Annotated in this window: 11 protein-coding genes and 1 other annotated feature; of the genes, 5 read left to right on the forward strand and 6 right to left on the reverse strand. The window is 38.2% G+C overall.

The annotated features are described in order from the left end of the window. The coding region (locus tag ACIPKN_RS00390) for a hypothetical protein (RefSeq protein ID WP_400932385.1) at positions 1 to 270 on the forward strand (270 nt) is incomplete at its 5' end. Between the two features lie 126 nt (positions 271 to 396). Here the strand turns inward: ACIPKN_RS00390 and ACIPKN_RS00395 are convergent. Together ACIPKN_RS00395 and ACIPKN_RS00400 are read right to left on the reverse strand one after the other, a co-directional pair. Continuing rightward, the gene (locus ACIPKN_RS00395; RefSeq protein WP_400932387.1) at positions 397 to 1,278 is read right to left on the reverse strand and encodes an NAD-dependent epimerase/dehydratase family protein; all 882 of its coding nucleotides are present in this window, start codon (positions 1,276 to 1,278) and stop codon (positions 397 to 399) included. Between the two features lie 97 nt (positions 1,279 to 1,375). After that, a complete protein-coding gene (locus ACIPKN_RS00400; RefSeq protein WP_400932389.1) occupies positions 1,376 to 4,465 on the reverse strand; it encodes a transglycosylase domain-containing protein in 3,090 nt (1,029 codons plus the stop codon). Positions 4,466 to 4,567: 102 nt separating this feature from the next. Continuing rightward, positions 4,568 to 4,771: a binding site (T-box leader), on the forward strand. Between the two features lie 83 nt (positions 4,772 to 4,854). Between ACIPKN_RS00400 and tyrS the strand changes: the two genes are divergently transcribed. After that, entirely contained in the window at positions 4,855 to 6,123 is a 1,269-nt protein-coding gene (gene tyrS / locus ACIPKN_RS00405) for a tyrosine--tRNA ligase (RefSeq protein WP_142508764.1), read from the forward strand. Positions 6,124 to 6,690: 567 nt separating this feature from the next. Here tyrS and ACIPKN_RS00410 read toward each other — a convergent pair. From ACIPKN_RS00410 to ACIPKN_RS00420, 3 genes are all read right to left on the reverse strand, one after another. Continuing rightward, positions 6,691 to 7,500: a cobalamin-binding protein gene (locus tag ACIPKN_RS00410; protein ID WP_400932392.1), complete on the reverse strand. Its 810-nt coding sequence runs from the start codon at positions 7,498 to 7,500 to the stop codon at positions 6,691 to 6,693. A 117-nt stretch (positions 7,501 to 7,617) separates the two neighbouring features. Beyond that, positions 7,618 to 8,823 carry an iron-containing alcohol dehydrogenase gene (locus ACIPKN_RS00415; protein ID WP_132357225.1) on the reverse strand — a complete coding sequence of 402 codons (1,206 nt, stop codon included), beginning with the start codon at positions 8,821 to 8,823 and terminating at the stop codon, positions 7,618 to 7,620. A 430-nt stretch (positions 8,824 to 9,253) separates the two neighbouring features. After that, positions 9,254 to 9,586: a hypothetical protein gene (locus ACIPKN_RS00420; protein WP_400932394.1), complete on the reverse strand. Its 333-nt coding sequence runs from the start codon at positions 9,584 to 9,586 to the stop codon at positions 9,254 to 9,256. 208 nt (positions 9,587 to 9,794) lie between these two features. Here ACIPKN_RS00420 and ACIPKN_RS00425 point away from each other — a divergent pair, with 208 nt between their 5' ends. From ACIPKN_RS00425 to ACIPKN_RS00435, 3 genes are all read left to right on the forward strand, one after another. Further along, positions 9,795 to 10,382 carry a TetR/AcrR family transcriptional regulator gene (locus ACIPKN_RS00425; protein ID WP_400932396.1) on the forward strand — a complete coding sequence of 196 codons (588 nt, stop codon included), beginning with the start codon at positions 9,795 to 9,797 and terminating at the stop codon, positions 10,380 to 10,382. A 3-nt stretch (positions 10,383 to 10,385) separates the two neighbouring features. Further along, positions 10,386 to 11,246 carry a CPBP family glutamic-type intramembrane protease gene (locus ACIPKN_RS00430; protein ID WP_400932398.1) on the forward strand — a complete coding sequence of 287 codons (861 nt, stop codon included), beginning with the start codon at positions 10,386 to 10,388 and terminating at the stop codon, positions 11,244 to 11,246. A 224-nt stretch (positions 11,247 to 11,470) separates the two neighbouring features. Then, positions 11,471 to 11,809 (forward strand): hypothetical protein, encoded by a 339-nt coding sequence (locus ACIPKN_RS00435; RefSeq protein WP_400932400.1) that lies wholly within the window; start codon positions 11,471 to 11,473, stop codon positions 11,807 to 11,809. Positions 11,810 to 12,068: 259 nt separating this feature from the next. Here the strand turns inward: ACIPKN_RS00435 and rpsD are convergent, their stop codons facing one another. Next, on the reverse strand, positions 12,069 to 12,671 hold the full coding sequence (rpsD, locus tag ACIPKN_RS00440) for a 30S ribosomal protein S4 (protein WP_142508770.1): 603 nt from the start codon (positions 12,669 to 12,671) through the stop codon (positions 12,069 to 12,071). Between the last annotated feature and the right edge of the window lie 401 nt (positions 12,672 to 13,072).

Here is a 13,072-nt window from a genome sequence, read left to right on the forward strand (position 1 = left end):
GTTACACTACGCTTTCGCACAGAAAAACTTGTTGCTGCCGCTGCGTTACACTACGCTTTCGCACAGAAAAACTTGTTGCTGCCGCTGCGTTACACTGCGCTTTCGCACAGAAAAACTTGTTGCTGCCGCTGCGTTACACTACGCTTTCGCACAGAAAAACTTGTTGCTGCCGCTGCGTTACACTGCGCTTTCGCACAGAAAAACTTGTTGCTGCCGCAACGTTACACTGCGCTTTCGCACAGAGCAACGCTTCCTGGGGACGTTCGATAAGCCGCTTCACTCGTGGTGCTCGCTCCAAAGTCTCAGCTGATCCCCAAGGAGTCGCCCAGCCTTCACTCCAAGCAGAATACGTTTAAAAAAATGTCATCCGCAATTTTTGGGTAGTTTAGTAAAATCCTACTGTAGCTCTTTTACTAATGTTTTCACTAGAGTAGGGAGCCAATCATGAAGTTGACTAAATGTAAAGCCTGCCGCTTCTGCTTTTGTAGTTGACATATACCAATCTGCCCGAACCCCATATGGTGACTGCGACATTTCATCGTTACCTACCAGAGAAATTTTTGCAGACTTTCCGGTCGTTTTTTCAATAAGCCCAAGCAAATCTTTTAACGAAATTGCGCCTGCAGCCGTGGCATTATAAGGTCCTTCAATTGGTGTAATGCCAGCAAAGTATAAAAATGCAGCTGCTTCGTCATCCGTAATAAAGCTCATCTTTGCTGCGATATTTGGTAATGAAATAGGTTGTTCCTGTAAAACTCGTTCAACATGAAAATGTAAACGGCGTGTATAGTCGTTCTCCCCCATAACAATCGGGAAACGTACAGCGACAACAGGGAATGTGGCTTCTTTGAAAAGTACTGCCTCTGCTTGACGCTTACCCTCCCCATACGAAAATTCTTCACGGTTCCCCATCCGAACTTCATAATCATATGGATTAAAATCTTCTTCTGTTTTGACAATGCCGTCTATTTCGTAGGTTGATAGAGTAGATGTAAAAACGAACTTTTTCGTTTTACTTTCTAAAATTCCACATATTTTATGAGCTTCGTTAGGAGAATAGCAAATATTATCATAGACAATATCCCATGCTGTATTGGATAGTGCATGGGATAACGAATCGGCATCATCTCGATTAACTATTAGCTGCTTCACCTTTGTGCCAAAAGGATTCCCACTTTGTCCACGTGTTAAAATAGTCACGCTATGACCGTTTTGAATATAGAGTTCAACAAGCTTTTTACCAAAAAAACGAGTGCCTCCTAAAACTAAAATGTTCAATTATTTCCACCCCTTCAAATTAGTAGTCCCCTTTATAATGACAAAAAAACAGGCATACTACAATTACTTTTGAATTGTAGTATGCCGTGTAAGATTATTATTGGGTAGGTGGTGGATTAGTCGGTGGAGTTGTATTTCCGTTGTCTCCTCCGTTAGAGCCATTCCCAGTGTTTCCGGAACCATTCCCGTTATTTGAGCCATTACCGTTATTTCCGGAACCACTGCCGTTATTTGAGCCGTTTCCGTTATTTCCGGAACCACTGCCGTTATTCGAGCCGTTTCCGGTATTTCCAGAACCATTGCCGTTGTTTGAGCCGTTCCCGTTACTACCATCTGACCCATTGCCATTTTCCGAACCGTTTCCGTTATGGTTCGAGTCATTACCGTTAGTAGGTGGGGTCGTTGGAGGATCTTTTTCTTCCTTGTCTTTTTCAGGTTGTTTGTCATTCGCACTACCACCAGTAGAAACGACATTAGATTGCGATGAAGTTAAACCTGTAATATCGACAGCGACAACAACATAGGCTTGACCACTTGCTACCGTCATACTTTGTGATGACTCAAGCACTGATCCGACAAGCGTTTTACCACCGTTTGTTACTTTATATATTCGATAACCGACAACAGCATTTGAAGAGCCTGTCCAAGATAATGTATTGCCATTAACTGAAGCGGTTACTGCTGCTGGCGAATTGTGATCTGCCGGGAAATCAACAGCTGATACCGATGAATTCGATAATGTCGAATTTTTTGGTAGTAGGCTGGCTGGGTTACCGCCAAGTCTGCCTAACATTCGTTTAATAAATGCCTGATTAATACCTGCGCCACCTTGTTTTACAAATTCTGGTGGTGTGTTAGGGAGTGCATTATACGTTTTACCTTTAATCGTCACAACCTTTGAGGAAGCTAAGCTATCATCAGGCTGCGAAGGTAAAAATACTTTCGCGTTAAACAAATCAGAGCGTACGAGACCAGCATTAGCACATGCTGCTGAAGGTGCTAGACCAGAAATACCACAGAATGATGCAGTAACAACGTTTTTCGGTTGCTTAAATCTAGTTTTAGGGGAGATTAATTGTGGATCGACATCATACACAGAATTCATTAATGATCCCCATAGCTTGTTAATTCGCACACTAGGCTGTTGATACGTATTATTAAATGTATACAGTGATTGATTGTTATCATAACCCATCCATACACCAAGAGAAACATTCGGGTTATAGCCAACTAGCCAAACGTCTTTATAATTTTGCGAAGTACCTGTCTTAGCAGCAAAGTCAGCAGAGAATTTAAGTGAATTTCTTGCAACTGTACCTGTTCCTTGTGTTAACACATCTCGTAACATATCTGTAACGATATAAGAAGTTTCAGGACTAAACACTTGTTCAGGTTTAACTTCGTGTTTATATATGATATTTCCATTTTGGTCTTCAATTCTATCAATCATATAAGCGTCAATGAATTGACCGCCGTTTGCGAAAGTTGCATAGGCGTTGGTGTTCTCTTCAACAGTAATACCATCTTTTACTCCTCCGATCCCAGCTGCAAGGTTTGTAAAGTCATCAGGTTGTAAAGTTGAGATCCCCATTTTTACTAAATAATCGGCAGGACGTCTGTTAAGAATATCATAATATAGACGTAAAGCAGATAAGTTTTGTGAACTAGCTAAAGCTTCACGTGCAGGTATAAGTCCTCGTTCATCACTACTAATATAGTTGCTCGGACTCCAACTGCCAACAGAGAATTTTACGTCGACTAATGGGCTACCTGCACCGATTACACCGTATTCTATTGCAGGTGCATATACGAGTAATGGCTTCATTGTTGAGCCATTTGAGCGTTTTGCCTGTGTTGCATAGTTATAATTTTTTAATTCAAAGTCACGACCACCGACAAAGCTTAAAATACGTCCAGTATTATTTTCAATTAAAATACTGCCGACCTGTACAGGCATTTCAGTATCCACTGCTTCACCTGTTGCAGGATCCTTGTCTTTAACGGTGTAAGTATGACCGTAATTTTTGAAGTTTTCCGCTGCTTTTTGCATCGCATCGTACATATCCTTATTTATAGTTGAATAGATGCGATAACCTTTTGAACGGACATCACGATCTGCTAGGATCGTATACTTATCTTTTAATTTTTTTTCATTTTTTAAGCGTTCTGGATCAATACCATCTGCTACCGCTAGTTTTTCAGCAATAATTTCTGTCGCGCGACTTTCAAGCTCATATGTTAGCCATGGGTAGCGATCCTCTGTGCGCATCTCTGGTGAACGGAAGTCAGCGGTAATATCATAAGCGAGTGCTTCTTTATATTGAGCTTCGTTAATGTAACCTGCGTCTTTCATGCGATAAAGTACAGTTTTCATACGATCAATACCCTGTTGAAGAGCTTCTTTACTTTTAAGTGCACCTGTATTTGTAAAAGGTGTGTAAGTAAAAGGTGCTTGAGGAATACCAGCTATATACGCTGCTTGAGGAAGCGTTAAATCCTTTGCTTTTACATTGAAAATACCTTCAGCAGCTGTTTCAACCCCTGCAATGTTTCGACCGGAAGAGTTACGACCGTAAGGAATTATGTTTAAATAGGCCTCTAAAATTTCTTCCTTTTTCATAAAGTGCTCTAAACGCATTGCGAGTAAAAGTTCTTTTGCTTTTCGCTCGTAAGATACTTCGTTTGTTAATACTTGGTTTTTTATAAGTTGTTGTGTTAGTGTAGAACCACCAGTTTGAGTGGAAGAGTTTGTGACGTCTTGAAGTAGCCCGCGGATGACAGCTTTCGGAACTATTCCGTTATGTTCACGGAAATACTCGTCCTCTGTCGCTAATACCGCATTAATAACATCAGGTGCGATATTGTTTAATGTTGTTGCCCGACGGTCTAAATCTGTACGTAATTTTCCGATATAAATATCATTGGCAAAATAAATCTCACTTGTTGAATCGTAGTTGAAAATTTCATTTCGTAATTCTTGCTTTGAGCGTAGTGGCTCTTCTTTTACAAGTGACGCAAAATAGCCAGCGCCAACTGACCCGGCAAATACAGTACCTACCAATGCAAAGACTAAAAATAGTAAAAATAAGTTCCAGGTAACACTTCCTGAAATACGTAATTTCTTCATCCATTTTTGTTGAATTAATTCATCGATCTTTGCATTGATTTTCTCAATCCAATCTTTCAATGTATCGACCTCCTAAAATCTTGTTTATTATAGCACATATTGATTTAGGTCGAACATAGTTATTGACAATGAAAAAGAATCGTATAGAATAATGCTTATAGTTTTCTAGTGAGGAAGAGCTTGCAGTAGTGTCTATATTCCCTGTTTAGAGAGCCAGCGGTTGGTGAAAGCTGGTCATAATGTAGAGACGAATTACGTGCTTGGAGCTTAGACGTGCGCGCCTGCGATAAAGGCGGTTGAATGAAGAGGAAGATGGATAACATCTTCAAGCCGGGTGGTACCGCGTTAGTTATTAACGTCCCTGCATGCAATGTTTTGCGTGTAGGGACTTTTTTGTTTCTAAAATAATTCTCCCTACACAACATATTAAACACTTAGGAGGAATAATAATGACGAACGAATTATTACAAGACTTAGAATGGCGTGGATTGTTATACCAACAAACTGATGCTGAAGGTATGAAAAAATTATTAGATGAACAATCTGTATCTTTATACTGTGGTGTTGATCCAACTGCGGATTCTATGCATATTGGGCATATTGTGCCTCTTTTAACGCTACGTCGATTCCAAAAAGCAGGCCACCGTCCAATTTTGTTAGTTGGTGGTGCGACTGGTATGATTGGCGATCCATCTGGTCGCTCGGAAGAACGCCAATTACAAACTGTTGAGCAAATTGATAAAAATGTTCAAGGTATCCGTAGTCAATTAGAGCGTATTTTTGACTTTGCAGAAGATGGTAATGGTGCTCAATTAGTGAATAACCGTGACTGGATTGGCAATATAAATACGATTGAATTTTTACGTGATTATGGGAAATTAATTAACGTGAATTACATGTTAGCAAAGGATACGATTGCATCACGCCTTGATACAGGGATTTCATTTACTGAGTTTGCGTATACTTTAATTCAAGGTATTGATTACAATCATTTATACAACCATTACAACTGTCGTATTCAAGTAGGTGGCTCTGACCAGTGGGGGAATATTACAACAGGTTTAGAAGTTATTCGTAAAACACATGAGGAAGAAACGAAAGCTTTTGGTATAACAATTCCTTTAGTAACGAAAGCAGACGGTACGAAATTTGGTAAAACAGCAGGTGGTGCTGTATGGTTAGATAGTAAGAAAACATCTCCATACGAGTTCTACCAATTCTGGATTAATGCTGCAGATGCTGACGTTGTAAAATACTTAAAAATCTTCACATTCCTTTCTCGTGAAGAAATTGAAGCTTTAGCAGTATCTGTAGAAGAGGAACCACATTTACGTAAGGCGCAAAAAGCACTAGCTGAAGAAATGACTCGCTTAATTCATGGTCAAGAAGCATTAGACCAAGCAATCCGCATTACAGCTGCTTTATTTTCTGGAGACTTAAAAGCACTTTCTGCTGATGAAATGAAGGATGCGTTTAAAGATGTTCCTTCTATTGAATTGGCGAAAGAAGATAAAAACATTGTGGAATTATTAGTGGAAGCGGGTATTTCACCTTCAAAACGTCAAGCTCGTGAAGACGTAACAAATGGTGCGATTAGCGTGAATGGTGAAAAAGTCACTGAATTAGAATATGTAATCGACGGCAAAGATCGTTTAGAAGATGCATTCAGCATTGTTCGTCGCGGTAAGAAAAAATACCATATGGTGAAATTCGTATAATCCAGACTCAAAAACATCCCTTCGAAATTTGAAGGGATGTTTCTTTATGTGGCTCTTCTGCAAAACGAGGGGGTGATTTCCGTTCCGGCTGGGCGCTTTCCTGGGGGCGTCCGATGAGCCGCTTCGCTGCAGGGTCTCGGGCCAACACGATGTTGGTCACGAAGGCGTTATCACAGGACGTGATGCTTTTAGCCTTCGTTCCTCTATCGCTGATCCTCAAGGAGTCGCCCAGCCTCCACTCCAACCACCTACTTCACATAGAATATACCTTCTGGCATGTTCCTCTAATTTATAAGTGATAAAACTAAAACTTCAGCAATGTTTGTGCGAAAGCGTCATCAGCAACAAGATGTGTTTTGTGCAAATGCGAAGTGACAGCAACAACTATTTCCTGCGAAACGAAGTGTCAGCGGAAACAATAGCGGAGGAAGCGGCTCGACGCTCGCCCACAGGAAGCTTTGCTCTGCGCGAAAGCGAAGCGTCAGCGACAAAGCGGGTAGCCTGGAACGGAAATCACTCTCATTTAAAGTGTAACAATATTAACAAAGACCTCCTTGATTATTTCTTTTAGCTATCTAAAAAACTAGGAAGCTTTATGTGCTCATATTCTTTGGGGTGAAGCATATTTGCAAGCTTTAATGCACCCTCTATGAGGCGTGGTGATGGGCGACAATAAAGCCATTCCTCCATTACGTGAAGCTGTTTCATTTTAATGGCTTGAAGCTCCTGCGCTTGTGCACGCTTTAATAAATTAGCCGGTTGAATACGCTCAAATGCAACCCCTACCCAAGCCATCATAATATAGTCTGGGTCGCGCCTTACAACATCAGCCCAATCAGTTTGCACGCTTGCTAGTTCTACATCTTGAAACAGATTTTGCCCACCAGCAATGGCACTTATTTCAGTTAGCCAATTTATGTTACCTGGTGTAAAGATAGGGTTTGGCCACCACTCCCAATAGAGAGTTGGTTTTTTAGGAATCGTTTGAGCAACTGTGCGAAGACAATCGATACATTGTAAATATTCCTCAGAAATTTCTTTTGCACGTCCTTCAACTCCGCAGGCTTTACCTAAAGTACGGAGATCCTGTGCGATTTCCTCTAATGAATTAGCATTAAAAACAATATGGGGAATATTTCTAGCTTGTAATGCTTCAATATTTTTTTCCATGCCAGGGACACTTAAGGATGCGAGTACAAGATCAGGCTGCAACGCCTCTAATGCAGCCATATCAATTGATAAATCTGGGCCAAGCTGAGGTAAGTTTTTTACTGCTAATGGCCAATCCGAAAAATCATCGACTCCAACAAGCTGATCAGTCAGACCTAAATAAGCAACAAGCTCGGTATTACTAGGACAAATTGATATTAAACGCATCTTCTTATCTCCAATTCTTTTTAAGAAAAGTATAGCTAGTGTTGGAATCACATACAATGACAGAATGTTTTTCTCAATAAAAAAAGCATGCCAAGAGACATGCCTTCTGATTACTTATTAAGAAAGTGCGATAGCTTCGAGTGATTCTTCTTCTTTCGCTACAGGGCCCATCGCATTTGTAATAATTTGTTTAATGTCTTCTAAAATTGCTTTACGTGGGTTTGTTGCAGCACATACATCTAACATTGCATTTTTCGCTAAGATTTCAATATCCTCATCCTTTGCACCTAGTTCGCGGAAGCCACTTGGAATGTTCAAGTCGCTAGAAAGATTTTCAATTGCTACAATTGCCTTCTCCGCAGCATCACGTTTACTTAATCCTTCAACGTTTTCACCTAACAATTCAGCAATTTTTGCAAAACGCTCAGTACGTGCTGTTAAGTTAAAGCGACAAACATGAGGCAATAAAATAGCATTACAAACACCATGTGGTAGATTATAGAAGCCACCTAATTGATGAGCAATTGCATGTACGTAGCCAAGTGAAGCGTTATTAAACGCCATGCCTGCTAAAAATTGTGCGTAAACCATTTGCTCACGTGCTTCTAAATCAGCACCGTTTGCATAGGCACGTGGTAAATATTCAGGAACTAACTGAAGTACCTTTTCAGCGCAAGCGTCAGTAATTGGTGTTGCGTTTGTCGATACAAATGATTCGATCGCATGTGTTAATGCATCTAAACCAGTTGCCGCTGTTAGAGCAGGAGGTAAGCCAATCATTAGCTCTGGGTCATTAATTGATAGTAGTGGAGTAACATGTTTGTCCACAATAGCCATCTTCACTTTACGAGCTGTATCCGTGATAATCGTGAAGCGAGTCATTTCACTTGCTGTACCAGCAGTTGTGTTAATAGCGATTAATGGCACTAATGGGTTTTGTGATTTGTCAACGCCCTCGTAATCATGAATGCGTCCACCATTCGAAGCAATAAGTCCGATACCTTTCGCTGCATCGTGTGCGCTACCTCCTCCAAGAGAAACGATCGAGTCACAGTTTTCAGCATGATACACTGTAATCCCATCTTCAATGTTTTGATCTGTTGGATTTGGTTCTGCTTTCGGGAAAATTGCTACATCAATTCCAGCAGCTATAATGATGTTAGCAATTTGTTCAGAGAGACCTAGTTTGTGTAAGCCCTCATCTGTTACGATTAATGTCTTTTTCACTTCTAAATCATTTAAGCGTTTACCAACTTCTTGAATTGCTCCAGGTCCAAATAAGTTTGTTTTCGGCATAACAAATTGCTTTAGAACGTCTGACATATTTCCAACCCCTTTAAAAAAATTGTTATTGCTTGAATGATGGCGAACCACCTTTCGAAATTCATAGTATTCTATTCTTTGTAAAAGTTCAACTCGTATTTTTATTAAAATTGTTAATTCTAATTGTCTTATTATTTTACAAAAAAGTTAGCCTTATTTTTTGGTTAGCAGAAGGTTGAATTGTCTAGAAGCGCTGATTTTAAAAAGGTTTAAAAATCGTTTTCCTATGAAAATAAAATATATTTTTTTGAAATATGTTCTATTTTAAAGAAGTGTTGAATAGTAAATAACTGATATTTTGTTATTACTATAATAGTAGTGGTTAAGTTTTTTTATTGTGTAATTACTATTTTGAAGTACATAAAATCGTCATAATTTATAGGAATATTTAAAATTATTTGACCCTCCTTTTTAAATTGTTTAAGGAAATCTATAATGCGAGAGTTACATAAAGAATGTCCGTATATCCGAGTAAAGTGCACATATAGAAAATTGCCGTTGAATCTGAACTGATAGGAGGATAACCGCTATGAGCATTAAAATGATATACCTCCTGCTTATAACCGAACCAAATTGCTACTAATAAAAAGTTGGTTACAAGAAGAGCCAGTAAAGCTTTTTTATGAAAAGTGATGTAACAGATTTTCTTTAAAAGTAATTGGACGCTTAATTCCTTGCTTTGATGCTTTTTAAAGGAAACTAAGAAAAAAATCATAATGCCACTATAAACTAAAACACGCACAGTAAGTTCAGAAACCCCCAATATTTCCTCCTTTGAATTTTTAATATTTCTTATTTAGATTTTCGTAAAGATAAAAGGATTCCTTTTTCATTGATATATATTAATTAATATTTACAAACTGAAATGAAAACTTATTAAAGTTTTTATTTTCTGGGCACTTTTCAGGAATATTTGCAATTTTATTGAATATTATTACAATGAAAATATATTCAATAAAGGGGTGGGGGAGATGTCAATTAGACATGAACAAAAAGAACAACGAAGGGCCTTGATTTTACAATCTGCATTAGATTTGTTTATTCGGAAAGGGTATGGTGAAACGAAAGTTGCTGATATTGCTAAAGCTGCTAATATGAGCATGGGGTTGCTTTTTCATTATTTTGACTCTAAGGAAAAGCTTTATGAAGAGCTAATTCGCATAGGGTGTGAAAGACTTCAGATGGATTTTAGTTTTACTAACGAATCCCCATTAGCTATTTTTACAGCTGCTGCTGAGGAGTTGTTTGACATGATTCGTACAAACCCATCTGCAGCAAAAATGTTTGTCCTAATGGAGAATGCACAACATCTTGATTCCTTGTCGGAAGATTTAAAAGAAATGCTTATGGAAGCAGATAAAGTAATAAGAAAGAGTGTTCCATTAATAGAGAAAGGGCAAATGCTAGGTGAAATTAAACAGGGTAATGCTGAAGCCCTTGCAGTAGCATTTTGGTGTTCTATTCAAGGAATCGCTCAATACATTGCACTGCATCCCGAAACTCCTTGTCCCGATACGATGTGGGTTATTTCAATCCTTGAAAACAGGGAGGTGGATTGAAAAATGAAAACAAAACGCAACTTAATAATTTTTATAGTTGTTGTTTTGCTATGTGGTTGGCTTGGTGTTTTTGTAGATCGCTTCGTCCCTGAACAGCCTAGAGGTGACACGCTTGGAATGGGCATTTGGCTAGTGTTTCCACTGCTGACAACTATACTGTTACGTGCCTTTGCGGGAGATGGTTGGCGAGATATTGGCTTATTACCTAATTTGAAAGGTAACATAAAATGGTATATTGTCTCGCTCCTAATCTTTCCTGGCGTCACTTCTATAGTTTTGTTAGTAAGTGATCTATTTGGCTGGATGGATTTTTCGGATTTTAATTTAGATGCGCTTGTTTCGGTTTTCGTTGGTGGTTTACTGATTCAATTTATTAAAAACTTTTTTGAGGAATCCGTTTGGAGAGGGTATTTGACAAGTAAACTTTTAACGTTAAAAGTAAATGATTTTCGGTTATATTGTACTGTTGGTAGTGTTTGGGGAGCATGGCATATTCCGTACTTTTTGGTGTTCCTATCAGAAAGTGATATCTTCAGTGTACTTCCTGTAGATAGATGGCTATTTGCGTTAATAGGTATTGTGACGATGATTTGCTGGACAGTAATGTATACAGAAATTTATTTAATGACGAAAAGTATATGGCCACTTGTCCTTATGCATATGACAGAAGATGCGCTTGTAAATCCGCTTATTCTTGATGGCTATATTAAAATTGTTCAAGGGAAAGAATTCCTTGTTTCCCCAACGGCAGGCATTATTACTACAATTCTTTACCTAATGGTAGGGCTTTTATTTCGAACTAAACGAAAAAAGCTGGAGAGGGAAATTGTATCAAAATCAACTACTGTTATCGTGAAAATTTGAACTTTTTGGCGTTGTTGCTGCCGTTACGTTAGAACTACGTTTTCGCTTAGAGTTGTTGTAATGGTAAAACAGAGAAAAATTTCCAAATAGATTTAATTTGAGTATTATTAGACTAACGATGAAAGGGAGATAACAGTGGGATATTGGGAGAGGGGATTGTTTAAAATTGGAAGGGGATCCTCCTCATTTGTCGAATTGAAGTAGATGGAAAAAGGAGAGGTTTTATGGAAAGAGACCAACTTAAACAAAGAATAATAAGAGAATCATCTAAATTTATTTCATATTTGAAAGAACTAATTAGCGAAAATAGATTTGACGATGGTGAAGCGTTAGAAATATCGTTGCTTGTCATAAAAAATGGACCTGAAAGTTTATCGGATAAACAATGGTATGTTTTTTTAGAGAATGGTACTTTACGTGATAAGTATGTAGATAAATGCGAAAGATGTTCTGAACATATTCCTTGGTCAAATATGAACAGTGCTATATTTATAAATAAAGATTATCTTTGTGCTAACTGTAGTTATTTTGAAAATAAAGTTACCTTCCACAATTATCTGTGAAGGGTTATCTAATGTACCTAGAAATGCACTGTGTCAAACGGTGCTTTTTTTTTGTAAGTAAACTTTTCTTATAATGGACCAACAAAAAAGATGGAAGCAGTACCCAATTAGGTGTTTAGTCATTCATACCCACAAATGCGTTAATATTTAGCTCGGAAATAACAATATATAATACATTATTAAAAGCAAAAACCCTAGAGAGCCTTGATATAAAAGGCTTTCTAGGGTTTTCTAAACTACTCTTTGCAGAGTAATTTAATTAACGTGAGTAATACTCTACGATGAATGCTTCGTTGATTTCAGCTGATAATTCAGAACGCTCTGGAAGACGAGTGAATGTACCTTCTTTTTTGTCAGCATCAAATGTTAAGTAGTCAGGTACGAAGTTGTTTACTTCGATTGCTTCTGCTACTACAGCAAGGTTTTGAGATTTTTCACGAAGAGAAATCGTTTGACCTGGTTTTACGCTGTATGAAGGAATATCAACGCGTTTGCCATCTACTAAGATGTGGCCGTGGTTTACTAATTGACGAGATCCACGACGAGTACGAGATAAACCTAAACGGTAAACTAGGTTGTCAAGGCGAGTTTCAAGAAGGATCATGAAGTTTTCACCGTGTACACCTTTCATTTTACCAGCGCGGTCAAATAGAGTACGGAATTGACGTTCGTTCATGCCGTACATGTGACGAAGTTTTTGTTTTTCTTGAAGTTGTAAACCGTATTCTGATAATTTTTTACGTTGGTTTGGACCGTGTTGACCTGGTGCGTAAGGGCGTTTTTCGATTTCTTTACCTGTACCGCTTAGTGAGATACCAAGACGACGTGATAATTTCCAAGATGGACCTGTATAACGAGACATAGTGTTGTCTCCTCCTTTAAATTTGGTTTTTTTGTTGTAAAACAAAAACCAGTAGTACCCATTCTTATACGCATTTTATTTTCATGTATTTTCGCCTATGCAGCCGTTAGGTTACGCAATACACCATCTATTTGTTTAGAATCTGTTTAGTTATACTAAATAGAATAGAGGAATAAAATACAGTAATAAGCTCATACCACTGCTGCGTTTATTTTACACAAACTCCATTGTAACGGCTTAATACATAGACGTCAATTATTAGACTAACTATTTTCGAAAAAGGGTAATAGTATAAATTTCCTCTTTGTACATATTTCGATACACAAGAGTAGTTAATGGTACAGTGTGAAATGTAAAATGTAAAAGTAAAATAGAATAACATAGTCAAAATGACACAAATT

The organism is Lysinibacillus sp. NPDC086135, from assembly GCF_044746345.1.
GTDB lineage: Bacteria > Bacillota > Bacilli > Bacillales_A > Planococcaceae > Lysinibacillus.